This is a genomic window from Microbispora sp. H10830, assembly GCF_014161375.1.
Taxonomy (GTDB): Bacteria; Actinomycetota; Actinomycetes; order Streptosporangiales; family Streptosporangiaceae; genus Microbispora; species Microbispora catharanthi.
The window spans coordinates 132,007-154,316 of record NZ_JABBWX010000005.1 but is presented as its reverse complement, the minus strand read 5'-3'; the positions used below and the strand labels follow the sequence as shown (position 1 = coordinate 154,316).

Below are 22,310 nucleotides of genomic sequence, written 5' to 3'. Positions count from 1 at the left end.
CGGCGTTTTCTCCTTCGCGCCCATCACAGATCGGGCATTGACCGGAAACAATCTTGTTTCTATGAATTCACATGACTGCGTTGCGTGCCGTATCTTGAGCCGTGGGAGCGCTCCCATGAGCCTAAGGAGGCGCGCGTGACTCTCCCCTTCGGTACGGCGCCGGTCAACCCGGCCCCCGTCTGGACCGCGGAATGCCTCCTGCCCGCCGTCGGTGCGAGTGTCGCCGAGGCGCGGGCCCTCGTCCGCCGCGAACTCGGCCGGTGGGGCCTGGACGAGCTCGTCGACGACTGCTCCCTCATCGTGAGTGAACTCGCCTCCAACGTCGTACGGCACGGCGGGAACGTCTTCACCCTCCGGCTCGGCAGCAACGGCACCTGGGTGTACGGCGAGGTCTTCGACCAGGGCGAGGGCGTGCCGAACCAGCGCGAGGCGGACCTCGACTCCATCGGCGGCCGTGGCCTGCTCATCGTGGACGAACTCGCCGACGACTGGGGAGTGGCCAGTTCGGGCCGGGGCGGCAAGACCGTCTGGTTCCTCGCCGGGGCGGGCTGCCCTTCGCCGCTGCCCGTCGTCCCGCACCAGATGCGCATCGCCGTCGGCTGACCACGCCCGGCTGACTCAGGGCCGGGCGGGCCTGTCGTCCACGCGGGGCGTTTCAGCGGGTCTTCGCACCTTCGAGATGCGCGAGCACCGTGGCCGCGATCTCCTCGGGTCTGTTCGTGGAGGGGTCCACGGTCAGGTCCGCCACCTCGCGGAACCCCGGCAACCGCAGGTCACGCTGCTCGGTCAGCATGCGTACGAGGTCGGGCTTGAAATGCGGGCGGTGGGGGCTCGACCTCATCCGCTCGGCCAGCACCTCGGGCGGGCCGTCGAGGAAGACCACGAATGCGGGGGCCAGCGCTCGGCGGGTCTCGGGGTCCTCGACCGTGCTGGCGGCGGCCGCGATGACAGGGGAAGGACGGGCCGCGAGCGCGTCCCGCAGCACCAGCGCCTCGCGGGCGTGCAACTCGTCCGCGCCCAGACCGGCGGCCATCGCGGCGGCGGTCGTGCCGTACCTGGCCTCCAGATCGGCGTCGCTGTCGCGCATGGGACGGCCGAGCGCGTCGGCGAGCAGCCGGGCGACGGTGCTCTTCCCCGCGCCCATGAGTCCCATCACCACAATGGGGGTATCGGTCATGACTCGCATGCTGCCCTATACGGGCACCCACATGCGACGTTTGGAATCCGTGGAGGGGATAGAGCAGAGGGCGAAGGAGGAAACGCCATGACCATCGCCGGAAGCATCATCCTCATCATGCTGGGGGCCATCCTCACCTGGGCGGTCGACTTCACCATCGCGGGCCTCGACATCCAGGTGATCGGGGTGATCCTCATGGTGGGCGGTCTGGCCGGGCTGCTCTTCGGCATCTGGCGCCTGACGACGGTCCGCCGCAGGACCACCGTCACCGCCGCCGCCCCCGTGGACGCCACCGCCACCCGCCGCCACGTGTACGAGGAGCGGCGCTACGACGACCCCACCATCTGACCCCCTCCGACGGACTTCCGACGGTCTGAAGGGAGGCATGGACCATGCCAGGACGTAAGGAACTGCCCTCGACCCTGGAGCGCTCGCCCAAGGAGGCCCAGGAGACGTGGATCAAGGCGCACGACTCCGCCGTCGAGACGTACGGCGAGGGCCAGCGCGCCCACCGTACGGCGTTCGCCGCGCTCAAGCACTCCTACGAAAAGGTGGGCGACCACTGGGAGAAGAAGGAGGGGCGCGGACCGTCGGACGAGCAGGCGAAGAAGGGCACGCCGAAGCAGGGCAAGACGGCCGAGGGCGTCGACGCGAACGCCTCCAAGCAGCATCTCTACGACGTGGCCGGCCGTCTCGGCATCCCGGGCCGATCGAAGATGACCAAGGACGAGCTCGTGGACGCCATCAAGAAGGCCAACCGCAAGGCGACCGCCAAGGCCCGCTGACCTTCCCCGCGCGCCGCCGGCCGCCCCTTCTCAAGGGCGGCCGGAGGCGGCGAGGAGACGGCGGGCGAAGGCGGCAAAGGCGCCGCGGAAGTCCTCGGGCTCGATGACGGAGAAGTCGGCGTCGAGGTGGGCGAGGCCGAGGACGAGCCATTCCCAGGAGTCGAGCCAGACGGTGACCTGGGTCTCCCCGTCGCCGGGCCCCCGGTGTATCTCGGCGTCCTCGAACTTCAACGCGTCGGCCACCTGGTCGGGCCGCGCCCGCACGACGAGCCGTACGCGCCGCCGGTCCGCGTTGAGGCCCTGACGGAGGTACGCGAGGGCCGCGTCGGCGGGCAGGGCGCGGGGAGCGTGCCGGACGCCGGTGCGCACCAGGTCGCGGACGCGGTCGAGGCGGAACACCCGCCAGTCGTTCCTGTCCAGGTCCCAGCCCAGCAGATACCAGCGCAGCAGCAGATGGATCTGCCGGTGCGGCTCCACCCGCCGGCGGCTCTCCTCGCCGTGCCTGTCGCTGTAGTCGAACCGCACGACCTCACGGTCGTTGATCGCCTCGGCGAGACCGGCCAGAAGCGCCGCGTTCACCGCGGGCGCGATCTGCCGGCCGGTCTCCAGGCTCGCCCGCAGCGCGGCCACGCGGGGACGCAGCCGCGCGGGCAGGAACTGGTCGAGCTTGCCGTACGCGCGGGTGGCCGCGTCGTCGAGCGCCCCGTCCTCGCCGGAACCGGAGGAGGCGAGAGTCGCGAGCCCGAGCAACGCCGCGATCGCCTCGTCGTCGTCGAGGACGAGCGGGGGCATCGTCCGGCCCGCCACGAGCCGGTAGTAGCCGCCCGGTCCCGGCTGTGTCTCGACGGGATAGCCGTACTCCCGGAGCCGGTCCACGTCGCGGCGTACGGTGCGGGGGCTGACGTCCAGGCGCGTGGCGAGTTCGTCCCCGCTGAACGACCGTCCCGTCTGGAGGGTCGACAGCAGGGCCAGCATGCGTCGGGTCACGTCGGCCACCCGCCCATCATGCCCGCAATCGCGGTCAGGTTCCGGCCACAATTGCTCGTACGGTCGCGAGTATGGCTTCACCGCACATCTCCATCAGAGGGGCCCGCACCAACAACCTCCGTGGTGTGGACGTGGACATCCCGCGCGACCGCCTGGTGGTCTTCGCGGGCGTCTCGGGGTCCGGCAAGTCGTCGCTGGTCTTCGACACGATCGCCGCGGAGGCCGGCTACCAGTTGAACGAGACCTTCCCCCCGTTCGCGAGAAACCGGCTGCCGAAGTGGACACGTCCCGACGTGGAGCACATCGACGGGCTGTCGCCGGTCGTGGTGATCGACCAACGGCGCCTCGGCGGCAACGCCCGCTCCACGGTCGGCACGATCACCGACACCTGGACCTACCTGCGGCTGCTGTTCTCCCGCCTCGGCAAGCCGCACGTGGGCGAGTCGAACCACTTCTCGTTCAACGATCCGGCCGGAATGTGCCCCACGTGCTCGGGGCTCGGCGACGTCGTCGTCACGGCCGTGGACCGCGTCCTCGACCCGGACAGGTCGCTGCGGCAGGGCGCGATCCGGCTTCCGGGGTTCGGCGACGGCAACTACTGGTACTCCCAGTACGCCGGCATCGGCGTGTTCGACCCGGAGACGCCGCTGCGCGACTGGAGCCGGGACGCGCGCGACGCCCTGCTCCACGGCGGCGAGGCGGCGGCGCGGCTGGGGCGGCGGCTGGGGCGGGGGCTCCCGAAGGACTACGAGGGGGTCGTCGAGCGGTTCGAGCGGATCTACCTGCACACCTCGGGGGACATGTCCGAGCGCAAGCAGGAGACGATCCGCCGGTTCACCCGGTCGCAGGTCTGCCCGGACTGCGGGGGAGACCGGCTCAACGAGGCGTCCCGCGCCGCCACCGTCCTCGGGCACACCATCGGCGAGCTGTCCCGGCTGGAGGTCGCCGAGCTCGCCGGGCTCGTGCGGGGCATCGACGCACCGGATGTCGCTCCCGTCGTCGCCGCGCTGACCGCCAGGCTCGACGCCATGGACGCCATCGGCCTGGGGTATCTCAACCTGGCACGCGCGACGACGACGCTGTCGGGCGGCGAGTCCCAGCGCGTCAAGATCGTGAAGCATCTCGGATCGAGCCTCACCGAGATGCTCTACGTGTTCGACGAGCCCACGGCCGGGCTCCACCCCACGGACGTCGAGTCCATGACGAGACTGCTGGAACGGCTGCGCGACAGGGGCAACACCATCCTCGTCGTCGAGCACGACCCCGCCGTCATGGCCGTCGCCGACCAGGTCGTCGAGATCGGTCCCGGCGCCGGCGCCGACGGAGGCCGGCTCGTCTTCCAGGGCACGTTCCCCGAGCTCCGGCGGGCCGGCACCCCTACGGGACGCGCGCTCTCCCGGCCCACGCCGCTCAAGACCGCCCCGCGTACGGCCCCGCCGACGACAAGGGGGGCGATCACCGTCGCCGACGCGACGCGCAACAACCTGCGGCGCGTCACCGTGGACATCCCCGCCGGCGTGATGACCGCCCTCACCGGCGTCGCCGGCTCGGGGAAGTCCAGCCTGGCCGCCGAACTCGTCGAGCAGCACGACGCCGTCGTGATCGACCAGCGGCCGGTCGGCGTCAACCGCCGGTCGACGCCGATCACCTACACCGGCATCGCGCCGGCCGTCCGCAGGCTGTTCGCCCGGCGCAACGGCGTCTCCGCCGCGCTGTTCAGCGCGAACTCGGAAGGCGCCTGCCCGAAGTGCGACGGGCTCGGGATCATCTACACCGATCTGGCCTTCATGGACGGCCAGGAGGTCGTCTGCGAGGCATGCGAGGGGCGGCGCTTCACGCCCGAGGTGCTGGCGTACACCGTCGACGGCCTGTCCATCGCCGACGTCGACGCCCTCTCCGTCGACCAGGCCAGGCACCGGCTGCCCGACAAGGCCGTCGACCGGGCGCTGCGGCACCTGTCGCAGGCCGGTCTCGGCTATCTCCGGCTGGGCCAGTCGCTCACCACGTTGTCCGGAGGGGAGTGCCAGCGGCTCAAGATCGCCAAGGAGCTGCGCGACGCCGAGCAGCCCACGACGTACGTGCTCGACGAGCCCACCACCGGCCTGCACATGAGCGACATCGACGGCCTGCTCCGGGTCCTGGACGCGCTCGTCGACCGGGGGCACACCGTCGTGGTCATCGAGCACAACCTGGACGTCATCCGGCAGGCCGACTGGCTGATCGATCTCGGGCCCGGCCCCGGCAGGCACGGCGGGAACGTCCTCTACCAGGGGCACGTCGCGGACTACCCGCCGGACGCGGGGACGCCGACGGCCCGCGCCCTCGCCGCCCACCGCTAGCGGCCTTCGACTGAGCGTTCAACTGAGCAGGGACAGGACGGCCTCGCGGATGGCGCCCCTGTCGATGCCGGCGTCCTCCAGCTGCTCCTGCGAGGTCGCGCTGCCGGGCATCCGCGACACGCCCAGCTTGCGCACCGGCACCGGCGCGTCCGCGAGCGCCGAGAGCACGGCGTCGCCCAGCCCGCCCTCCGGCCAGTGGTCCTCCACCGTGACGACCTTCCCGGTCGCCCTGGCCATCTCGACCAGCTCGGCCGAGTCGAGCGGCTTGATCGAGTACGCGTCGATCACGGTGACGGAGACGCCGTCCTCGGCGAGCAGGTCGGCGGCGGCCAGGGCCTCGTGCACGGCGACGCCCGCGGCCACGACGGTCGCCTGGCCGCCGGTGCGCAGGATCTTGCAGCCGCCCACGGGGAACTCCTCGTCGGGGCCGTAGATCACCGGCGTCTCACCCCGCGTCGTCCGCAGGTAGCGGACGCCCTCCATAGCGGCCATGTCCGCGACCAGCCGGGCCGTCTGGTTCGCGTCGCAGGGATACAGCACCGTGCTGCCGTGCACCGCGCGGAACGCCGCGAGGTCCTCCAGGCCCATCTGGGAGGGCCCGTCCTCGCCGATCGACACCCCGCCGTGCGACCCCACCAGGCAGATCCCGGCCCGGCTCACCGCCGCCATCCGGACGAAGTCGTACGCCCTGGTGAGGAAGGCGGCGAACGTCGCGGCGTAGGGGGTCCAGCCGCGGGCGGCCATGCCGATGGCGGCGGCGACCATCTGCTGCTCGGCGATGTAGAACTCGAAGAACCGCTCCGGGTGGGCCTTGGCGAAGGCCTCCAGCTTGGTCGAGTCGGCCACCTCGCCGTCGAGCGCGACGACGTCGCCTCGCGCCGTGCCGAGCGCGGCCAGCGCCTCGCCGAAGGCGGTCCGCGTGGCCACCCGCTCGCCCATCTCGTATCTCGGCAGGTCGAGCGCGCCGTCGGCGTACCGGTACGGCGTGGCCGGGGCGTCGGGCGGGGTGACCTCGACGGTGAGGGCACGCGGCCCGCCGAGCTCGCCGAGCGCCTGCTCGGCGTCCTCCAGCGGCTTGCCGTGCTTGCCCTCGCGGTTCTCCACGGCCGACACGCCGCGGCCCTTGCAGGTCCTCGCGATGATCGCCGTCGGGCGGCGCCGGGTGGCCCGGGCGTCGGCGAGCGCGTAGTCGATCTGGCCGGGGTCGTGGCCGTCGATCTCGATCGTGTGCCAGCCGAAGGCGCCGAGCCTGGCGGCGTACGCGCCGAGGTCCCAGCCGTGCCGGGTCGGACCGCGCTGGCCGAGCCGGTTGACGTCGATGATCACTGTGAGGTTGTTCAGCCCCTCGTGCCCGGCGTGCTCGAACGCCTCCCACATCGATCCCTCGGCGAGCTCGCTGTCGCCGCACAACACCCAGACGTGGTAGGGCAGGCGGTCCAGCCTGCGCGCGGTCAGCGCCAGCCCCACCCCCACGGGCAGGCCGAAGCCCAGCGAGCCGGTGGCCACGTCGACGAACGGCACCTGCGGGGTGGGATGGCCCTCCAGACGGCTGCCGCGCCTGCGGAAGGTCAGCAACTCCTCGTCGGTGACGACCCCGGCGGCCTTGAGCATCGCGTACAGGAGGGGGGAGGCGTGGCCCTTGGAGAAGACGAGGTGGTCGTTGGCCGGGTTGGCCGGATCCGCGACGTCCACGCGCAGGTGACGCGCGAGCAGCACGGTCATCAGCTCGGCCGCCGACATCGAGGACGTCGGATGTCCCGAGTCGGCGGCCGCGGCGGCCCGGACCGAGTCCACCCGGAGCTGGGCCGCGAGTTCGCACAGGAAGCGATAGTCAAGCTCGTCCATCGCCCCCGACTACCCCGGTACGCCCCTTCGTATCGCCGTAAAAGGTACGTACCCGATATGTCGGGATTCTGGGACCGTCAGCGGCGGCGCAGGCCGAGACCGGCGACGGCGGCGAGCCCGAGACCGGCGAGGGTGACCACGCGGCGGTGCTGCGACATCCACAACTGCACGCTGCGGCCGTGCGACCGCCGGTCGAAGCCGCCGTGCGCTCCGTAGTCCTTGTCCTCGTCCGCGGGTTCCCACAGGTTGGACACCCCGGTCGGCGCTTTCTCGCCGGTGAGCTGCGACTTCACCCCGGTCCTCGCGAGGTAGCGGTCGAGCAGGGCGGGCACCGTCCGCTGGCCCATGATCGTGGCCGCGGTCATTCCGCCGACCCAGTACTCCTTGCGCTCCGGGTGCTCGGCGGCGAAGACGAGCGCGTCGGCGGCCACCTCCGGCTGGTAGATCGGCGGCACCGGCTGCGCGTGCCGCCGCATCCGGTTCAGCCCCCAGTCGAACTGCGGGGTGTTGAGCGCCGGGAGCTGCACCACCGTGATCTTCACGCCCGAGTCCTCGGCGAGCAGCTCCGTCCGCACCGACTCCGTGAACCCGACGATCGCGTGCTTGGCGCCGCAGTACGCCGACTGCAGCGGGATCGAACGGTAGGCAAGGGCCGAGCCCGCCTGCACGATGACGCCCTTGTCGCGCGGCTTCATCATCTCCAGGGCCACCCGGGTGCCCCAGACGTAGCCGAGATAGGTCACCTTGGTCTCGCGCTCGTACTCCTCGGGGGTGATCTCCAGGAACGGCGCGAACACCGTCGTGAACGCGATGTTGATCCACACGTCGATGGGGCCCAGCTCGGCCTCGGCCCGCTGGGCGGCCTGGCGGACCTGGTCGTAGTCGGAGACGTCCGCGGCGAAGGTCTTCCCGGTGCCGCCCTCGGCCCCGACGTCCACGGCGGCGCCGGCCAGGCCCGCCTCTCCACGTGCGATGAGCGCGACCTTCGCGCCCTCCGCTCCGAGCTGCCGGACCACCGCGCGGCCCACCCCGCCGCTCGCGCCGGTCACCACGACGACCTTGTCCTTCAGGCTCACCTCGTCATCCTCTCGATTGCGGCCCGCCGCCGAGCCTCTTCTGCCTGCGTACGGCGAGCGCCATGTAGATCGCGATGATCGCCATGATCGCCACGACGACCCCGGTCAGCACCCAGATGCGCCCGACGAAGGAGAGCACCAGAACGGCGAAACAGAAGACCAGGGCGAACGACGCGATACGGACGTGGATCACGTCCATCGGCGTCGCCTCCACCATGGGCTTGCCGGTCGGCGAACGTTGTTCTTCGGTCATGGAGGCCCCTCTACCCTCGAATCCGGTTCACTATCGCCGTTGTGGACCGGTCCGGGACGTAACCGAGCACCCGCACCTCTCCGCCCAGCTCCCTGACCAGCTCCGCCTCGGGCAGCAGGTCGGGGTGGTAGTCGCCACCCTTGACGTACACCTCCGGCCGGACGAGCCGCAGCAGCTCGGTCGGGCTGTCCTCGTCGAAGACGGTGATGTAGTCCACACAGCCCAGCGCCGCGAGCACCGCCACCCGGTCCTCGCACCGGTTGATCGGACGCTCCGGCCCCTTCAGCCGGGCCACGCCGTCGTCGCTGTTGACCGCGACGACCAGCACGTCGCCGAGCCGGGCGGCCTCCTCAAGGCAGGCGACGTGCCCGCGGTGCAGCACGTCGAAGCATCCGTTGGTGAAGACGATCCGCTTGCCCTCGGCGCGGTGGCGCTCCACGCACGCGGCCAGCCGCTCGGGCGGCAGCGCGGTGTCGGGGCGCAGCGCCTGCAGCAGGTCCTCGTGGGAGCAGGCGGCCGTCCCCTGGCGGCGCACCACCACGCTCGCCGCCGCCTGGCCGATGTCGGCGGCGCGCTCGGGCTCCGCGCCCGCCGCCAGGGCGAGCGAGAACGCCGCCGTGAAGGTGTCGCCCGCGCCGATGCTCATCGTGTCGGGCGCGGGGGTCGCGTACGTGCGGTGCGGCTCCCTGCCGCGCCGGTGCAGCAGCGTGCCCTCGCCGTCCAGCGTGGTGACCACGAGGTCGGCGCCGGTGGCCTCGATGAGGTCCTCCGAGCGCGCGGACAGGAACGCCACCCGGTCGTGGTCGTCCCCCTCGCCCAGCAGCCGCCGCACCTCGGCGTAGTTGGGCAGCACGGCCGCCGGCCGGCAGTCCCGCCAGGCGGCCACGTCGTGGGCGTCCACCACGAGGATCGGCGCGCCGCGCGATCCCTCGCTCCGCTCGATGCTCAGGTCGCACAGCGCCCGGCGGACGTTCGGGGTGCACACCCCGCCGCCGTAGTCGCAGGCGATGACGACGTCCGCGTCCGCAGCGAGGCGGGTGATCTGCTCGATGAGCTCGCGCTCGGCCGCCTCCGGCAGCGGCGCCTCGTCCTCCTCGTCGTATCGCGCCACGATCTGGCCGTCGGTCAGCACCCGGCGCTTGACCGAGGTCCGCCAGCTCCGCACGATGATCAGGCCCTCGATGTCGAGCCGTCCCAGGGTCGCGTTGAGCGTCGCCCCGGCGGGGTCGGCGCCGGTGATCCCCACCATGTGGACCCGTGCGCCCAGGGCGGCCAGGTTCACGGCCGTGTTGGCGGCGCCGCCCGGCTGGTCCTCGATCTGCTCGACGGTCACCACCGGCACCGGGGCCTCCTGGGCCATGCGCTTCGTGCGGCCCCGCAGCCACGAGTCGAGCATCACGTCCCCGACGACGACGGCTGTGACTTCACCGAAACGGTTGAGCGTCTCTTCCGTCATACCTCGGCGGCTACCCCCGCAGACGCAGGGGAAACAACAGGCACGGCAGACCCGGCCGCCCGGTTTGGGGCCGCCGCACCGGGGTAACCGGGATCAGACGTCGCTCCACATGAGTGTTCCGCCGGGGGTCAGCCGGCGGGCCGGACGAATGGGGGTGTCCGATGGACGAGAGGACGAAGCGGGTGGCCGTCCGTCCGCCGGGCGGCATGTGCCCATGAGTGCGTTGCTCGTGGAAGGAGTCGAGCGGATCGCCGTCCTGAGGGCGAACGCCCTGGGCGACCTGCTGCTGGCACTGCCCGCCATCGGGGCGCTGCGGCGGGCGTATCCCGCCGCCAAGATCACTCTGCTCGGCCGCGAATGGCACGCGCGGTTCCTGCGCAATCGTCCGGGCCCGGTGGACGAGGTGGTGGCGTTGCCGCCCATCTCCGGCGTCTCCTCCCCGCCCGATGGGATCGCCGCCCCCGAGGAGCTGTACGAGGACCTGCGTCAGCGCAGGTTCGACCTGGCCGTCCAGATGCACGGCGGCGGGCGTAACTCCAATCCGTTCATCCGCCGCCTCGGCGCGCGGGTGACGGCCGGCCTGCGCACCCCCGACGCCGCGCCGCTCGACCGCTGGGTGCCGTACGTCCACTACCAGCACGAGACCCTGCGCTACCTGGAGGTGGCCGGGCTGCTCGGCGCGGCCACCAACGAGATCGAGCCGAGGATCGCGGTCGTCAGGGAGGACTGGGCCGAGCTGAACCGCACGCTCGGCAAGGTGCCCCGGGGGCTGGTGGCGATCCACCCGGGCGCGGGGGACCGGCGCAGGAGATGGCCGCCGGAGCGCTTCGCCGAGGTCGCCGACCGCCTCGGACGGCCGGTGGTGGTGACCGGCGTCGAGGAGGAGCGGGAGGTCGTCGAGAAGGTCGTCGCGCAGATGCAGACCCCGGCGAGGGCCGTCGTCGGAGAGCTGTCCCTCGGCGGGCTCACCGCGCTGTACGCCGCCTGCGACCTGCTCGTCTCCAACGACACCGGGCCGCGCCACCTGGCGGCGGCGACCGGCACGCCCACGGTGGGGATCTACTGGTGCGGAAACATGATCAACTGGGGTCCGCTGAGCAGGGGACACCAGCGGCCGCTGATCTCCTGGACGTCCGGCTGCCCGATCTGCGGGCTCCCTGCAGGGTCCGAGGGCATGCGTGAGTGCGGCCACCGGGACGTCTCGTGGGTGGGCGACGTGAGCGTGGACGATGTGCTCGAACAGGCGTGGGACCTGCTGCGATGAGCACCATGGCGGAGAAGGCGAAGGTCTTCGAGACACCGCCCGTCGAACTGCGGCCGAGCGACCCGAGCGAGCCGGGCATCCGGCGCAGGCGCCGCGGGCGCGGGTTCAGCTACACCTGGGCATCCGGCCGGCCCGTGAAGGACCGCGCCACCCTGCGCCGGATCAAGTCCCTCGCGATCCCGCCGGCCTGGACCGGCGTGTGGATCTGCGCCCACCCGAACGGCCACCTCCAGGCCGTGGGCACCGACTCGGCGGGCCGGCGGCAGTACCGCTACCACGACGAGTGGCGCAGGCAGCAGGACGAGGCCAAGTTCGACCACGTGCTGGAGATCGCCCAGATGCTCCCCGCGTTTCGCGAGCGGGTCACCCGCGACCTGCGGGGTGACGAGCTGAGCCGCGAGCGCGTGCTGGCCACCGCCGCGCGCATGCTCGACATCGGCTTCTTCCGCGTCGGCGGGGAGGAGTACACCGACTCCTACGGCCTGGCCACGCTGAAGACGTCGCACGTGAAGTGCGGCGACGGCAAGGTCGTGTGCCGCTACCTGGCCAAGGGCCGCAAGGAACGGGAGCAGGTGCTGGCCGACGCCGACGTGTGCGAGGTGCTGACGGCGCTGTCGAAGGGGCGTGCGGGCGAGCTGCTGCGCTACCGCGCCGACGACGGCTGGGTGGACGTGCGGAGCGCCGACATCAACGCCTACCTGAAGGAGGCGTTCGGCACCGACGTTTCGGCCAAGGACTTCCGCACCTGGCACGCCACGGTCCTGGCGGCGGTCGGGCTCGCCGTCTCCCGCCCCGTACGCAGCGGCGCGGGGCGCAAGCGGGCGGTCTCCAGGGTGATGAAGGAGGTGTCGGAGTACCTGGGCAACACGCCGTCGGTCTGCCGCGCCTCCTACGTGGACCCGCGCGTCGTCGCGCTGTACGAGAAGGGACGGACGATCCCCCTCGAACGGCTGGGTGAGGACACCGGCGAGGGCCGGCTCGCCACCCACGGGCCGGTCGAGGAGGCCGTCATCGAACTCCTGCGCCGAGCGCCCGCACGGCGGCGTTGACCACCTGGGCGGCCGGGACCGCGGCGTCCAGGCGGTCGGCGCCGTCCACCTCGTGCAGGATCGGGTGCCGTGCGTCCGTCGTGGACACGAGCACCGAGGGCGTCCGATAGGACGCGGCGAGCCGCGTCATCGCGACGTCGCCGCTGATGACCAGCCGGGCCCCGGCGACCAGTGCGCACAGCTCCCGGAGCGAGGTGCGGCCCGCGAGCACGATCTGCGGCGGCAGCACCGCCCGGGTCGCCACGAGCAGGGCCATCGGCCGCTCCCGCGAGCTGCCGGTGATCACGACGGGCAGGCCCTCGTCCGTGAGCATCCGGGCCACCTCGGCGAACCGATCGGCGGGCCAGCGCAGCGACGTGCCGCCCGCGCCGGGGTGGATCACGACGGCCCCCGGTGCGGGGCTCGCGGTCAGGGGAGTGGGCAGCGCCGAGTCCTCCGGATCGGCCGGCACGCCGTGCCACTGGAGCAGCCGGCACCACCGCAGCACCTCGTGCTCGCCGGGGTCCCACCACGGCCCCCTGATCCAGGGGACGTCCGGGTTGGCGTACGCCCACAGGCGTCTCGGCCCCTCGCCCCGGTAGCGCAGGTTCAGCAGGATGCGGTGGCTGCGCGGCCCGCGGCCGTGCAGGTTGACGGCGAGGTCCGGCAGGAGCGGCGGGTGATCGGCGTCCTCCTCGCCGGGCCCGGGCCACGACAGCGGCGCGAGCCCGTACGCGGGCAGGATCCGGTCGACCGCGCCGGTCAGCGCGGCGAGTTCGCTCAGCTCAGGCGGGCAGGCCAGGACGACGCGCAGCCCGTGGCGGCGCAGGGCGCGCAGCGCGGGCACCACGGTGAGCAGGCCCCCGATGCCGTCAGAGCGCAGCACGAGGGCCGTCGACGTCACCGGCTCACCTCGGGGGTAGGCAGGATCAAGAGGCGCTCCTTTCCAGCTCCCGGGTGGACAGGGCCCGGTCGTAGGCGGCCAGGGTCTCGGCGGCGATGCGGCTCCAGGCGTACCTCGCTCGGGCCCGGTCGGCCCCCGCGATGCCGTACGCCGTGCGCCGCACCGGGTCGTCGAGCAGCTTGCGCAGCGCCTTGGCCAGCACGACGGGCTTGCGGGGCGGCACGAGAAGGCCGGTCACGTTGTTGACCACCGTCTCCTTCTGGCCGCCGACCGCCGAGGCGACGACCGGGACGCCGCAGGCCATCGCCTCGAGCGCCACCATCCCGAACGGCTCGTACCAGGGCACGGACACGACGGCGGCGGCCGAGCGCATCAGCGAGGGCAGCGTGTCTCGCTCGACCCGGCCGAGGAAGCGGACCCGGTCGGAGACGCCCGCCTGGGCCGCGAGCCAGCGCAGCCGGGTGACCTCGGGGTCGTGGTGCAGTTCGGCCGCGGGGGGACCGCCCGCGATGACCAGCTCGGCGTCCGGCAGGTACTGCAGCGCCCTGATGGTGGTCTCCAGGCCCTTGCGCGGCACGAGCCGGCCGACCGACAGCAGGCGCGGGCGCTCCGGCCGCTCCAGAGGCTCGACGTGGGGATGGAAGGTGGTGACGTCCACTCCGCAGGGGACGACCCGGGTCGCGCGGCGCGGCACGCGCATGCGGATCAGCTCGTCGACCTCGTCGTTGCAGGTCGCGATGATGCCGTCGACGCGCCGTCCGATCTCGGCCTCGGCCTCGATGCGATCCCGCGGGCTGGTGTCCGCCGGGCCCTGGTGACGCCGCTTGACGCTGCCGAGCGCGTGGTAGGTGTGGACGACCGGGATGCGCAGCTTCTCCGCCGCGCCGACCGCGGCCAGCCCGCTCATCCAGAAGTGGCTGTGCACGACGTCCGGGCGGTCGAACAGCCACCGGTCGTGCAGCCACTTCCCGAAGTGGGGGATCCAGGGAAGGATCTCGTCCTTGGGGATCTCGGAGGCGGGGCCCGCGGGGACGTGGACGACGTCCACACCCGGGCCGAAGGCGACGGTTTCCGGCAGGTCCTCGCGGTCCTTGCGGGTGTAGACGGTGACCTGGTGACCGGCGCGGGCGAGCTCCTGGGCGAGGGCGGCGACGTGCACGTTCTGGCCGCCGGCGTCGACACCGCCGAGGGTGGCGAGCGGGCTGGCGTGCTCCGAGACCATGGCGATCTTCACTGGGGGTTCCTCCAAGAGCGGCAGTGGCGGGTACCCGGCTCGGGGGTCAGGGAGTCCAGGTGTGCAGGCCCGGCGACCGCGACGGGGGCGTCGGCCGGTCGCGGCGTGCGGGAGTCGCCGGCGCGGACGCGGCCACGACGGTTCCCTGGGGCGGAATGGCCCGCGACGACGGCGGCGCACGCATGGCGGGCCGCGGCGGGACGGTGGAGGGCGGGCGTGCGACCCGCGAGGACGGTGGCGCGTAACCGTGGGGCGGCGCCGAAGGCGGCCCGTACGGGACGGGCGGCGACGTGGGGGCCGGTGGAGGGAGCGCCCGTGGAGGAGGTGTGGAAAGCGGTGCTGCCGGTGCCCGCGATGCTCCGCTCAGGGCGGGGTGAAGTCCGGTCACACGTTCCCAAGACGCTCCTCCGTCACGGCATGCTCACGCCAAGGAGGTACCTGCGTCTTAGGCACCAGGAATACCAACAACCATATCCACCCTCGCGCCCGTCAAACCAGTGGTTTCGCTCGGAAAGGGCCGGGCAGCGCTAGGCATACGGAACCGAGGGGGACACGAGGGGAAGAGATGGAGACGCCGCACTATGTCGCGGCCCGCGTGCAGCGGGCTCTTGCGGAGGACGAACGGACCACCGAACTGGGCATTCGGGTGGATGTGCGAGGAGAAGAGGTCTACCTGCGCGGGCAGGTCTCCTGTGACGAGCGGCGGCACCAGATCGAGAACGTCGCCCGGGAGGCGGCTCCGGGCCTGCGGGTGCACAACGAGCTCACCTTGGTGGAGGTGCGGGAGCCGGGAGAGGAGGAGCATCTGTGAGGGAGTTGCGGATCGCCGCCGTCGCGGACATCCATCTGGGCGAGGACCTGCGCGGCCACTATCGCAAGAAGATCGAGGGCATCGAGCGCCGGGCGGACGTGCTGCTGGTGGGAGGCGATCTGACCAGGCACGGCACGATCCCCGAGGCCCAGGTGGTCGCCGAGGAGCTGAGCGGCCTGCCCATCCCCGTCGTCGCCGTGCTGGGCAACCACGACTACCACTCCGACCGGAACGAGGAGATCACCGATCTCCTCCGCGACGCCGGCATCACCGTCCTCGACGACGAGGGCGCGGTCGTCCCCATCGACGGCGTACGGCTCGGAGTCGCCGGCGGCAAGGGCTTCGGCGGCGGTTTCGCCGGGAAGTGCGCCAGCGAGTTCGGGGAGCCGGAGACCAAGGCGTTCGTCCGGCACACGAAGGAGATCGCCGAGCGGTGGCGGCGGGCGCTCAAGGAGCTGGACGCCGACCACAAGATCGTGCTCAGCCATTACTCGCCCGTGAAGGACACGCTGATGGGCGAGCCGCCGGAAATCTATCCGTTCCTCGGCAGCTACATGCTGGCGGAGGCGGCCGACGCCGAGGGCGCCGATCTTTTCATTCACGGCCACGCGCATGCGGGCACGGAAAAGGGCGTCACTCCCGGAGGTATCCGGGTGCGTAATGTCGCCCTTCCGGTCATCAAGCACGCCTACACCGTTTACTGCCTGAACGGCGACCACTGCTGATTCGCTGTTCCGATCGCGAGACGGCGACCGGCCCTTCGGCCGGCCGCCGTCTCGGTGTCCGCCAGTAGCGTGGATGAGGTTGCGGCTTGCGGGTGAGGTTGGTGCTAGGGATTGAAGATGCTGACGCCCCCGGGGCCGACGAGGAATCCGAGGACGATGAGGACGATCCCCCAGAGGATGTCCCGACGGGCCAGGATGACGTAGATCCCGGCGATGACCAGTACCACGGCGATGATCCAAAGCAGAGTAGCCATGGCCCTCCACTGCCCCTGCAAAGGGTCTCGTAACATCATCGAGCCCTGGCCCCGATTGAATTTGCCCTTGAAGCACCCATTGTTACGTTTGCTTGACAATATTCGGGCATCTGGTGATACATGACCACTTTCGGATATTTTCTGTCCAGCGAGGAGCATGACCCCAAGGAGCTGGTACGTCAGGCGAAACTCGCCGAGGAAGCCGGCTTCGAGGCGTTGTGGATCTCCGACCACTTTCACCCGTGGCTGGACGAGCAGGGCGAGAGCTCGTTCGTGTGGTCCGTCATCGGAGCCATCTCTCAGGCCACGTCGCTGCCGGTGACCACCGCGGTCACCTGCCCCGTCATCCGCATCCACCCGGTGATCATCGCGCAGGCCGCGGCGACCGCCCAGATCCTGCTCGACGGCAGGTTCCGCCTGGGGGTCGGCACCGGCGAGGCGCTGAACGAGCACATCCTGGGCGACCAGTGGCCCCCGGCCGAGGAGCGCCAGCGCATGCTGGAGGAGGCCCTCGACGTCATCAGGGAGCTGTGGACGGGCGAACTGGTGACGTACCACGGCGAGTTCTACGAAGTGGACACGGCCCGGCTGTACTCGTTGCCCGACCAGCCCCCGCCGATCTACATCTCGGGCTTCGGGCCCAAGTCCGTCGATCTCGCGGGACGGCTCGGCGACGGCTACATCCACACCGCGCCCGCCGCCGACATGGTCGAGGCGTTCCACAAGGCGGGCGGCGAGGGCAAGCCGTGCGCGGCCGGGCTGAAGGTGTGCTGGGCGCACGACGAGGCCGAGGCGCGCAGGACCGTCCACAGGCTCTGGCCCAACCAGGGGATTCCGGGCGAGGCCGCCCAGCTCCTGCCGCTGCCGCGGCACTTCGAGCAGCTCTCGCAGCTCGTCACGGAGGAGGCCGCCACCCGGTCGACGCCCTGCGGGCCCTCCCCGGAGACGCACCTGAACGCGATCCGCGCGTACGTGGACGCCGGTTTCGACGAGGTCTACATCTCCCAGATCGGCAAGGAGCAGGAGGGGTTCTTCGAGTTCTACGCGACGCAGATCCTGCCGTGCCTGCGGGAACGGCGCTGACGCGTCGCAGACGAGAGCGCGACCGCGGGCACCGCGGTCGCGCTCCCCGGACTTCTAGTCCTCGTTCTTGACCAGGCGCAGCGACAGGAGTGGCTGGACGAACCACAGCCAGGCGCACAGCAGCGCCACACCCGCGCCGACCAGCGCGGCGGGCCCGGGGCTGGTCAGCGCGTCCAGAACCAGGGCGGTGGAGCAGGTCATGGACACGGCCAGGGCCACCCCGCCGGCCACGCCCAGCCGGTTGGCCCGGCGCAGCAGCAGTTCCTTGAGCCCCGACCGGAACAGGATGCGGTGCTGGGTCGCCGGGGCGATCGTGCAGATCGACGCGACCGCCGCGCTGACGACCGCCAGGTAGAACAACCAGTTCCCGGTCGTGTCGATCTTGCCGAAACCGGAGGAGAACGGCAGCGTCAGCAGGAACGCGAACAGCACCTGCACGCCCGTCGCGGCCACCCGCAGGCCCTGCAGCAGCTCGCCGAGCTCGCGGTCGACGCGCTCCTTCGGGTTCTCGCCGGTGTTCTCCAGAGGCTCGAGAACCTCACTCATTCCTCGGCCTTCTTCATCAGGCGCGCGTAGGCGAGCTGGAGCCAGTCGGAGATCGCCACGGCCGCCATGGTGGCCCCGGCAAGCCGGGTCAGTCGGGGAAAGAACACGGCGCCCGCCGCGTATCCCGTCGCGATCCACTGGGACAGGCAGAACGGGCAGGTCAGCAACTCGCCCACGGCGTGCTGCAGCCCGTGACCGCGGACCTCCTCCTTGAGCTCCGCCGGGCCGGAGACGCCCTCGTAACGGGTGAAGGGAGCGCGGATGGGGCTGGTGACCGGGTCCTTCGCGAGCGTCCGCGAGAGCCGGTGGGTGAACAGCCCCATGAGCATGAGGTCCATCACCTTGATCTTCTCGGGGGCCTGACGGCCTGTCAGCTTCGCCGCGGCGAGCAGCACCGTGACGGCCCCGCCGTACACCGCGAGAACCCGTGTGTACGAGGCCAGCGGACGGTTGTCCTCCCCCTCGTACTCGCGCTTGATCTCCTGAAGGGTCTCGGTCATGAGCGCGCCCTACCCGGGATTGTTTGCAGCGAACATGGCTGGGCAAGCGACGTGAGTGGGTAGTCACAGTCATGAAGTCACCGACGCGATTCTTGAGACGCTCAAGCGCGCCGGGGCCGGTCTCAAGGAGGCCGGGGTGCGGTTCGCCCTGGCCGGAGGCTGCGCCGGCTACGCGAGGGGTGCCGCGCCATCACTGCACGACGTCGACTTCGCCCTGGTCGAGGAAGACGTCCCGCTCGCGCTGAAAACCCTGGAGAGCCTGGGTTTCCGGACCGCGAAACCACCGGAGGACTGGCTGGTCAAGGCGTTCGACGAGGAAGGGGTCCTCGTCGACCTGATCTTCTCGCTGGCCGACAGGCCCGTGACCGAGGCCATGATCGCCCGGTCACAGCCGATCAACACCGCCGCGTTGAGCCTGCCGGTCCTCGAAGCCACCGATCTTGTGATCTCCTGGATACTGCCGCTGTCCGAGCACGCCTGCGACTACGGCTCGCTGCTGCCCATGGTCCGCGCCATGCGGGAGCAGGTGGACTGGGACAGGGTCGCCTCGGTCGCCGCGCCGTCGCCGTACGCCTCGACGTTCGTCACGCTCCTGGAGCGGCTGCACATCATCGCCCCTACGACACCTCGGCCGGACAGCGCCTGGCCCTGAACACCGGCCCGCCGTCCCGGTCCGTGCGGAGGAGGGGCCGGGCGGGGTCCGGCTCGCCGGCGTAGAGAGGGGCCGCGCCGTGACGGCGCGGCCCCTTTCACATGTCACTCACATGGACGAAGTGCGGGGGAATCGTCCGTAGTACTCCCCGACACGGTCCCGATAGCCCGGGTCGGTCATCGCCGTCTCATGGAACTCCGGCGCGTTCTTGATCTCCTGTTTCGTGCGGCTGACGAAGACCTTGCGGTCCTGGAAGTCGATCCTCGTCACCACACTCGCGGGAAGCATGACCTTCTTACCGAAGATCCACGGGCCCGTGTCCACGACGATGTAGCTCTGGCCGGCCTCGTAGGTGGCCTCGTCAACGGAACCGATCTTCCCGTCCACCGCCTGCACGTCGTATCCAGCGATATCCATCTGCTGTCCCGTGCCCGACACGGTGTCGGAATACGACCAAAGATCCGGTGTCATGGTGCTCACACTCCCTTCGTCGTCACTCCACGTACCCGAAGGCGAGAAGGGGAACATCCCGGACACGTAAGGGCAGGACATGATCTGGTCGCCCGTATTCCGACACGGTGAGCGCGCCGGTGGCGCTGAGCACCTCCGGATGCCGCTACTCTTGTGGTGCGGGCGCCGCTAGCTCAGTTGGTTAGAGCAGCTGACTCTTAATCAGCGGGTCCGGGGTTCGAGTCCCTGGCGGCGCACACAGGCAGGGCGTTCACCACTCGAGGTGAACGCCCTGCGGCGTTTCAGCCGGCTTCTCCTCCCGCGACCGCCTCCCTGTGGTAGCTCACATGGCGAGGATCGATGGAGTGCTCCGCGACCACGGACAGCGCTCCGACCGGCGCGCCTGTCGACCGGTTCACCACGATGAGATCGTCCTGGACGGCGAGGGCTCCCGCGTCGAAGAGCGTGTGATGGTTAGGGCAGAGACAGAGCATGTTGGCGAGCTCATCGGGGCCGTTGTGCGGTTCCCCGAGCGGGCGGATGTGGCAGCCCTCGGCATAGGGGCCGGTGGGGAGCATCAGCCGAATTCCGCAGATCTGGCACGTGTGATCGTGCAGCGTCTTCACGAGCCGTGACAGTGCGGTGTCCCGCACGATCCGTTCGACCGTGGTCGAGCGGCGCCCGGCCGGCGCCGCCTGCAGGCCCACACGGGCGAGGAGGGCGTTCTGGTCGACGTCATGAAGGTATTCGGACAGCAGGAAGGCCGCGACGCGTGAGCGGACGGCATCGTCCTTCGTGACCAGGTCATAGACCCAGTCGCGTGGGCCGGAGAGCGGTTGATGACGACGCATCCAGCGGAGTGGCTCGCCGCCGCTGGCGGCAGGCGGAGCCAGGTGTCCCGCAATTTGCCACAGGCCGAAATGGGCGAGTTTGAGGACGGGGTACTCCGGGTTCGGCGCGTCATCGACAAGGCCGAAGGTGGAAATGAGCGAGCCGATCTCGGCGCGGGTCGTCTCCCAGGGGACAAGCCTGGGTTCGGCCCGTGCGGCTCGGCCGAGTGCCCAGAGCAGTGTGAGTGGCTGGTGTCGCTTCGGGCGTTTCGTCCGCGGCGACTTGGCCGTCTCAAGGTTCATGACCTTGCCGAGCAGGGCCTCGATTGGACTCTCGGCGGCAAAGTCTTCCGGTGTGGTCACCGTGAAACCCAGGTCGGCCAGGGTCCGGGCGACCGTGGCCGCTCCTCCCGAGAACTCCGAGGCGCGCAGCGGGCGGCCGGCCACACCGCGATGCGCGACTCCGGCGATGGCTTTGGAGTCGTATCGCCGGCCCTGGTACGTGAGGAAGTAGCCCCGTGCTTCGCGATAGCCGTACTTCTCGAGGAATTCCTCCCGGCCGAGCTTGTCGAACTCCTCGATGGCGGCCAGCACCATGTCCCGGCGAAGATCAGATAAGCCCATCTGGTCATGGTATGTGCCCAGATCGACGCTTGATCGTCGGCAATTCGCGGCACCCGGCGGGCAGCCCCCAAGGAGGACGGTGTGTCCTCCTCCGTCTCCGTGGACGGAGAGCCCGTTGCCGCGCCGTGGACGTCAGCGGGAGGTCTCGTACCAGTGGTAGGGGATCGACCAGTCCCAGTGTTCGGTCTCCTCCTCCTGCTCGCGCGCCAGGTTGGGCGCGTCGGGACCCCAGGCCAGCGCGTAGGCGAGGCCGAACTGGGCGGCCCAGTACCGTCCAAGCCGTACGAATCCCCGTCCGAAAGCGAAGATCATCCGCTTCGCCAGCGAGAACACCATCGGGCACCACTCCTCGCACGATCAGGCACGGCACCAATGTGGCCTAGATCACTTTGTATCTGGAAATAAAGATTTAATCTGGTCGAATCCTCCATGTAAATGCCCAGAGCGGTACGTTACTCGCCGCAGTGGCGGCGGTCGTACGCGTGACCATCCGGCGGGAGGATGTCGGTCATGGCACCCTTCGAGATCGGTGAGACCGCCCTGGTGGTGGAGGTCCCCTCGGCCGAGCCCCTGGTCCGGGGCCTTCGGGAACGCTACGACTCCTCCGCGGCGTACGGCATGCCCGCGCACGTCACCGTCCTGTATCCCTTCCTCCCGCGAGAACGCCTCGACGATGGCGTGCTCTCCGCGCTGCGGGACCTGTTCGCGGAGCGACGGCCGTTCGAGGTCGCGTTCGGGGGCGTCGGCCGCTTCCCGGGCGTGCTCTACCTCGCACCGGACCCGGACGGCCCGCTGCGGGAGCTCACCGAGGCGGTGGTGGGCCGTTGGCCGGAGGCGCCGCCGTACGAAGGCCGGTTCGGCGACATCGTGCCGCACCTCACGGTCGCGGAGGGACTCGGCGGCGAGGTCGTCGCCGGAGTCGCGGCGGACCTGGCGGCCGGGCTGCCCGTGACGACGCTCGTCGGCGGCGTGACGCTGCGGGTCTTCGACGGGGAGAGCTGGAGAGCGGAGGGCTTCTTCCCCCTGGGGGAGCCGCCGTCGGCCGAGTTCGCCTTTCCCGGGCCCCTGCGCGATCGCCTGGTGGCCGCGATCCTGAGCGGGGACAAGACCGCCACCGCGGGCCTGCTGGCGGACTACGAGCACTGCGGTGATCCCCTCCCGGCCGTCGGCCGGTGGGCGGCATTGATCGACTCGGCCGGACGGCGAGTGGCGCTGCTGGAGACGACGCAGGTGCGGGTGGTGCCGATCCGGGAGATCGACGAGGCGTTCGCCCGCGACGAGGGCGAGGGGTACGACACCGTCGCCCAGTGGCGGGCCGCGCACGAGCGCTTCTGGACCGGCCCGGAGATGTCCGCCGTCCTGGGCGGGCCACCGGTCGTCGACGACGACACGCTGATCGTGGCCGAACGCTTCCGCCTGCTCGGTTGAGATTCCGCCGGGCCCGCCTGACAGGCACTCCCATCGGCCTGTGGATAACGTCACGGCGC

26 protein-coding genes and 1 tRNA gene are annotated in these 22,310 nt (G+C 70.9%); 13 read left to right on the top strand and 14 right to left on the bottom strand.

Annotated elements, in window-relative coordinates:
- Window positions 1-135: 135 nt before the first annotated feature.
- The gene (locus HHX35_RS15505; protein WP_161628182.1) at window positions 136-603 is read left to right on the top strand and encodes an ATP-binding protein; all 468 of its coding nucleotides are present in this window, start codon (window positions 136-138) and stop codon (window positions 601-603) included.
- A gap of 52 nt (window positions 604-655) precedes the next feature.
- Here the strand turns inward: HHX35_RS15505 and HHX35_RS15500 are convergent, their stop codons facing one another.
- A complete protein-coding gene (locus tag HHX35_RS15500) occupies window positions 656-1,177 on the bottom strand; it encodes a shikimate kinase (protein ID WP_182899526.1) in 522 nt (173 codons plus the stop codon).
- 87 nt (window positions 1,178-1,264) lie between these two features.
- On the opposite strand from HHX35_RS15500, the gene HHX35_RS15495 reads away from it, so the two are divergent.
- A complete protein-coding gene (locus HHX35_RS15495; RefSeq protein WP_030505976.1) occupies window positions 1,265-1,525 on the top strand; it encodes a DUF6458 family protein in 261 nt (86 codons plus the stop codon).
- A 44-nt stretch (window positions 1,526-1,569) separates the two neighbouring features.
- A complete protein-coding gene (locus HHX35_RS15490; protein WP_142558106.1) occupies window positions 1,570-1,962 on the top strand; it encodes a ChaB family protein in 393 nt (130 codons plus the stop codon).
- Window positions 1,963-1,992: 30 nt separating this feature from the next.
- Here HHX35_RS15490 and HHX35_RS15485 read toward each other — a convergent pair whose 3' ends face one another.
- Window positions 1,993-2,949, bottom strand: coding sequence for a WYL domain-containing protein (locus HHX35_RS15485; RefSeq protein WP_310739110.1), 957 nt, complete (start codon window positions 2,947-2,949; stop codon window positions 1,993-1,995).
- A gap of 71 nt (window positions 2,950-3,020) precedes the next feature.
- On the opposite strand from HHX35_RS15485, the gene HHX35_RS15480 reads away from it, so the two are divergent.
- Entirely contained in the window at window positions 3,021-5,288 is a 2,268-nt protein-coding gene (locus HHX35_RS15480) for an excinuclease ABC subunit UvrA (protein ID WP_182899524.1), read from the top strand.
- Between the two features lie 18 nt (window positions 5,289-5,306).
- Here HHX35_RS15480 and HHX35_RS15475 read toward each other — a convergent pair whose 3' ends face one another.
- The 4 genes from HHX35_RS15475 to rfaE2 form a co-directional block, all read right to left on the bottom strand.
- Window positions 5,307-7,133, bottom strand: coding sequence for a transketolase (locus tag HHX35_RS15475; protein WP_182899523.1), 1,827 nt, complete (start codon window positions 7,131-7,133; stop codon window positions 5,307-5,309).
- Between the two features lie 77 nt (window positions 7,134-7,210).
- Window positions 7,211-8,203 carry an SDR family oxidoreductase gene (locus tag HHX35_RS15470; RefSeq protein WP_182899734.1) on the bottom strand — a complete coding sequence of 331 codons (993 nt, stop codon included), beginning with the start codon at window positions 8,201-8,203 and terminating at the stop codon, window positions 7,211-7,213.
- 10 nt (window positions 8,204-8,213) lie between these two features.
- A complete protein-coding gene (locus HHX35_RS15465; protein WP_182899522.1) occupies window positions 8,214-8,462 on the bottom strand; it encodes a hypothetical protein in 249 nt (82 codons plus the stop codon).
- A 10-nt stretch (window positions 8,463-8,472) separates the two neighbouring features.
- Window positions 8,473-9,918 (bottom strand): D-glycero-beta-D-manno-heptose 1-phosphate adenylyltransferase, encoded by a 1,446-nt coding sequence (gene rfaE2, locus HHX35_RS15460; protein ID WP_182899521.1) that lies wholly within the window; start codon window positions 9,916-9,918, stop codon window positions 8,473-8,475.
- Between the two features lie 214 nt (window positions 9,919-10,132).
- Between rfaE2 and HHX35_RS15455 the strand changes: the two genes are divergently transcribed.
- Together HHX35_RS15455 and HHX35_RS15450 are read left to right on the top strand one after the other, a co-directional pair.
- Window positions 10,133-11,182, top strand: coding sequence for a glycosyltransferase family 9 protein (locus tag HHX35_RS15455; RefSeq protein WP_182899520.1), 1,050 nt, complete (start codon window positions 10,133-10,135; stop codon window positions 11,180-11,182).
- On the top strand, window positions 11,179-12,231 hold the full coding sequence (locus HHX35_RS15450) for a DNA topoisomerase IB (RefSeq protein WP_259405087.1): 1,053 nt from the start codon (window positions 11,179-11,181) through the stop codon (window positions 12,229-12,231). The genes HHX35_RS15455 and HHX35_RS15450 overlap by 4 nt, the downstream gene beginning before the upstream one ends.
- Here HHX35_RS15450 and HHX35_RS44620 read toward each other — a convergent pair.
- Together HHX35_RS44620 and HHX35_RS15440 are read right to left on the bottom strand one after the other, a co-directional pair.
- Entirely contained in the window at window positions 12,191-13,114 is a 924-nt protein-coding gene (locus HHX35_RS44620) for a glycosyltransferase family 9 protein (protein WP_182899519.1), read from the bottom strand. The genes HHX35_RS15450 and HHX35_RS44620 overlap by 41 nt on opposite strands.
- A gap of 25 nt (window positions 13,115-13,139) precedes the next feature.
- Window positions 13,140-14,348 (bottom strand): glycosyltransferase, encoded by a 1,209-nt coding sequence (locus HHX35_RS15440; protein ID WP_182899518.1) that lies wholly within the window; start codon window positions 14,346-14,348, stop codon window positions 13,140-13,142.
- Window positions 14,349-14,407: 59 nt separating this feature from the next.
- Between HHX35_RS15440 and HHX35_RS15435 the strand changes: the two genes are divergently transcribed.
- The 3 genes from HHX35_RS15435 to HHX35_RS15425 all read left to right on the top strand — a co-directional run bounded on the left by HHX35_RS15435 (window position 14,408) and on the right by HHX35_RS15425 (window position 15,884).
- Window positions 14,408-14,593, top strand: coding sequence for a hypothetical protein (locus HHX35_RS15435; RefSeq protein ID WP_182899517.1), 186 nt, complete (start codon window positions 14,408-14,410; stop codon window positions 14,591-14,593).
- Window positions 14,594-14,913: 320 nt separating this feature from the next.
- On the top strand, window positions 14,914-15,159 hold the full coding sequence (locus HHX35_RS15430) for a BON domain-containing protein (RefSeq protein WP_139577132.1): 246 nt from the start codon (window positions 14,914-14,916) through the stop codon (window positions 15,157-15,159).
- On the top strand, window positions 15,156-15,884 hold the full coding sequence (locus tag HHX35_RS15425) for a metallophosphoesterase (protein WP_310739108.1): 729 nt from the start codon (window positions 15,156-15,158) through the stop codon (window positions 15,882-15,884). Before HHX35_RS15430 ends, HHX35_RS15425 begins: the two co-directional genes overlap by 4 nt.
- A 104-nt stretch (window positions 15,885-15,988) precedes the next feature.
- Here HHX35_RS15425 and HHX35_RS15420 read toward each other — a convergent pair whose 3' ends face one another.
- A complete protein-coding gene (locus HHX35_RS15420; RefSeq protein ID WP_167530303.1) occupies window positions 15,989-16,138 on the bottom strand; it encodes a GPGG-motif small membrane protein in 150 nt (49 codons plus the stop codon).
- Window positions 16,139-16,258: 120 nt separating this feature from the next.
- Here HHX35_RS15420 and HHX35_RS15415 point away from each other — a divergent pair, with 120 nt between their 5' ends.
- Entirely contained in the window at window positions 16,259-17,221 is a 963-nt protein-coding gene (locus tag HHX35_RS15415; protein WP_182899516.1) for a TIGR03557 family F420-dependent LLM class oxidoreductase, read from the top strand.
- A gap of 54 nt (window positions 17,222-17,275) precedes the next feature.
- Here HHX35_RS15415 and HHX35_RS15410 read toward each other — a convergent pair whose 3' ends face one another.
- Together HHX35_RS15410 and HHX35_RS15405 are read right to left on the bottom strand one after the other, a co-directional pair.
- Window positions 17,276-17,767 (bottom strand): DUF6328 family protein, encoded by a 492-nt coding sequence (locus HHX35_RS15410; RefSeq protein ID WP_182899515.1) that lies wholly within the window; start codon window positions 17,765-17,767, stop codon window positions 17,276-17,278.
- Window positions 17,764-18,267, bottom strand: coding sequence for a DUF1360 domain-containing protein (locus tag HHX35_RS15405; protein ID WP_139577129.1), 504 nt, complete (start codon window positions 18,265-18,267; stop codon window positions 17,764-17,766). The genes HHX35_RS15410 and HHX35_RS15405 overlap by 4 nt, the downstream gene beginning before the upstream one ends.
- Before the next feature lie 55 nt (window positions 18,268-18,322).
- Here HHX35_RS15405 and HHX35_RS15400 point away from each other — a divergent pair, with 55 nt between their 5' ends.
- Entirely contained in the window at window positions 18,323-18,919 is a 597-nt protein-coding gene (locus tag HHX35_RS15400; RefSeq protein WP_182899514.1) for a nucleotidyltransferase family protein, read from the top strand.
- A 108-nt stretch (window positions 18,920-19,027) separates the two neighbouring features.
- On the opposite strand, the gene HHX35_RS15395 is transcribed toward HHX35_RS15400, so the two are convergent.
- Window positions 19,028-19,390: a PRC-barrel domain containing protein gene (locus HHX35_RS15395; protein ID WP_182899513.1), complete on the bottom strand. Its 363-nt coding sequence runs from the start codon at window positions 19,388-19,390 to the stop codon at window positions 19,028-19,030.
- A gap of 162 nt (window positions 19,391-19,552) precedes the next feature.
- Between HHX35_RS15395 and HHX35_RS15390 the strand changes: the two genes are divergently transcribed.
- A tRNA-Lys gene (locus HHX35_RS15390) sits at window positions 19,553-19,626 on the top strand.
- Window positions 19,627-19,671: 45 nt separating this feature from the next.
- Here the strand turns inward: HHX35_RS15390 and HHX35_RS15385 are convergent.
- Both HHX35_RS15385 and HHX35_RS15380 read right to left on the bottom strand, forming a co-directional pair.
- The gene (locus HHX35_RS15385; RefSeq protein WP_220505462.1) at window positions 19,672-20,823 is read right to left on the bottom strand and encodes an HNH endonuclease; all 1,152 of its coding nucleotides are present in this window, start codon (window positions 20,821-20,823) and stop codon (window positions 19,672-19,674) included.
- A 132-nt stretch (window positions 20,824-20,955) separates the two neighbouring features.
- Window positions 20,956-21,159: a hypothetical protein gene (locus tag HHX35_RS15380; protein WP_182899512.1), complete on the bottom strand. Its 204-nt coding sequence runs from the start codon at window positions 21,157-21,159 to the stop codon at window positions 20,956-20,958.
- A gap of 174 nt (window positions 21,160-21,333) precedes the next feature.
- Between HHX35_RS15380 and HHX35_RS42620 the strand changes: the two genes are divergently transcribed.
- Complete coding sequence (locus tag HHX35_RS42620; RefSeq protein ID WP_220505461.1) at window positions 21,334-22,251, top strand: 2'-5' RNA ligase family protein; 918 nt, start codon at window positions 21,334-21,336, stop codon at window positions 22,249-22,251.
- Window positions 22,252-22,310: the final 59 nt, after the last annotated feature.

Excerpts from the sequence above, each read along its gene's own strand:
- HHX35_RS15405 (WP_139577129.1), bottom strand. The coding sequence starts at position 18,267 with ATGACCGAGACCCTTCAGGAGATCAAGCGCGAGTACGAGGGGGAGGAC.
- HHX35_RS15495 (WP_030505976.1), top strand. The coding sequence starts at position 1,265 with ATGACCATCGCCGGAAGCATCATCCTCATCATGCTGGGGGCCATCCTC.
- HHX35_RS42620 (WP_220505461.1), top strand. The coding sequence starts at position 21,334 with ATGGCACCCTTCGAGATCGGTGAGACCGCCCTGGTGGTGGAGGTCCCC.
- HHX35_RS15480 (WP_182899524.1), top strand. The coding sequence starts at position 3,021 with ATGGCTTCACCGCACATCTCCATCAGAGGGGCCCGCACCAACAACCTC.
- HHX35_RS15455 (WP_182899520.1), top strand. The coding sequence starts at position 10,133 with ATGAGTGCGTTGCTCGTGGAAGGAGTCGAGCGGATCGCCGTCCTGAGG.
- HHX35_RS15500 (WP_182899526.1), bottom strand. The coding sequence starts at position 1,177 with ATGACCGATACCCCCATTGTGGTGATGGGACTCATGGGCGCGGGGAAG.
- HHX35_RS15465 (WP_182899522.1), bottom strand. The coding sequence starts at position 8,462 with ATGACCGAAGAACAACGTTCGCCGACCGGCAAGCCCATGGTGGAGGCG.
- HHX35_RS15450 (WP_259405087.1), top strand. The coding sequence starts at position 11,179 with ATGAGCACCATGGCGGAGAAGGCGAAGGTCTTCGAGACACCGCCCGTC.
- HHX35_RS15430 (WP_139577132.1), top strand. The coding sequence starts at position 14,914 with ATGGAGACGCCGCACTATGTCGCGGCCCGCGTGCAGCGGGCTCTTGCG.
- HHX35_RS15395 (WP_182899513.1), bottom strand. The coding sequence starts at position 19,390 with ATGACACCGGATCTTTGGTCGTATTCCGACACCGTGTCGGGCACGGGA.
- HHX35_RS15415 (WP_182899516.1), top strand. The coding sequence starts at position 16,259 with ATGACCACTTTCGGATATTTTCTGTCCAGCGAGGAGCATGACCCCAAG.
- HHX35_RS15490 (WP_142558106.1), top strand. The coding sequence starts at position 1,570 with ATGCCAGGACGTAAGGAACTGCCCTCGACCCTGGAGCGCTCGCCCAAG.
- HHX35_RS15385 (WP_220505462.1), bottom strand. The coding sequence starts at position 20,823 with ATGGGCTTATCTGATCTTCGCCGGGACATGGTGCTGGCCGCCATCGAG.
- HHX35_RS15475 (WP_182899523.1), bottom strand. The coding sequence starts at position 7,133 with ATGGACGAGCTTGACTATCGCTTCCTGTGCGAACTCGCGGCCCAGCTC.
- rfaE2 (WP_182899521.1), bottom strand. The coding sequence starts at position 9,918 with ATGACGGAAGAGACGCTCAACCGTTTCGGTGAAGTCACAGCCGTCGTC.
- HHX35_RS15380 (WP_182899512.1), bottom strand. The coding sequence starts at position 21,159 with ATGGTGTTCTCGCTGGCGAAGCGGATGATCTTCGCTTTCGGACGGGGA.
- HHX35_RS15410 (WP_182899515.1), bottom strand. The coding sequence starts at position 17,767 with ATGAGTGAGGTTCTCGAGCCTCTGGAGAACACCGGCGAGAACCCGAAG.
- HHX35_RS15420 (WP_167530303.1), bottom strand. The coding sequence starts at position 16,138 with ATGGCTACTCTGCTTTGGATCATCGCCGTGGTACTGGTCATCGCCGGG.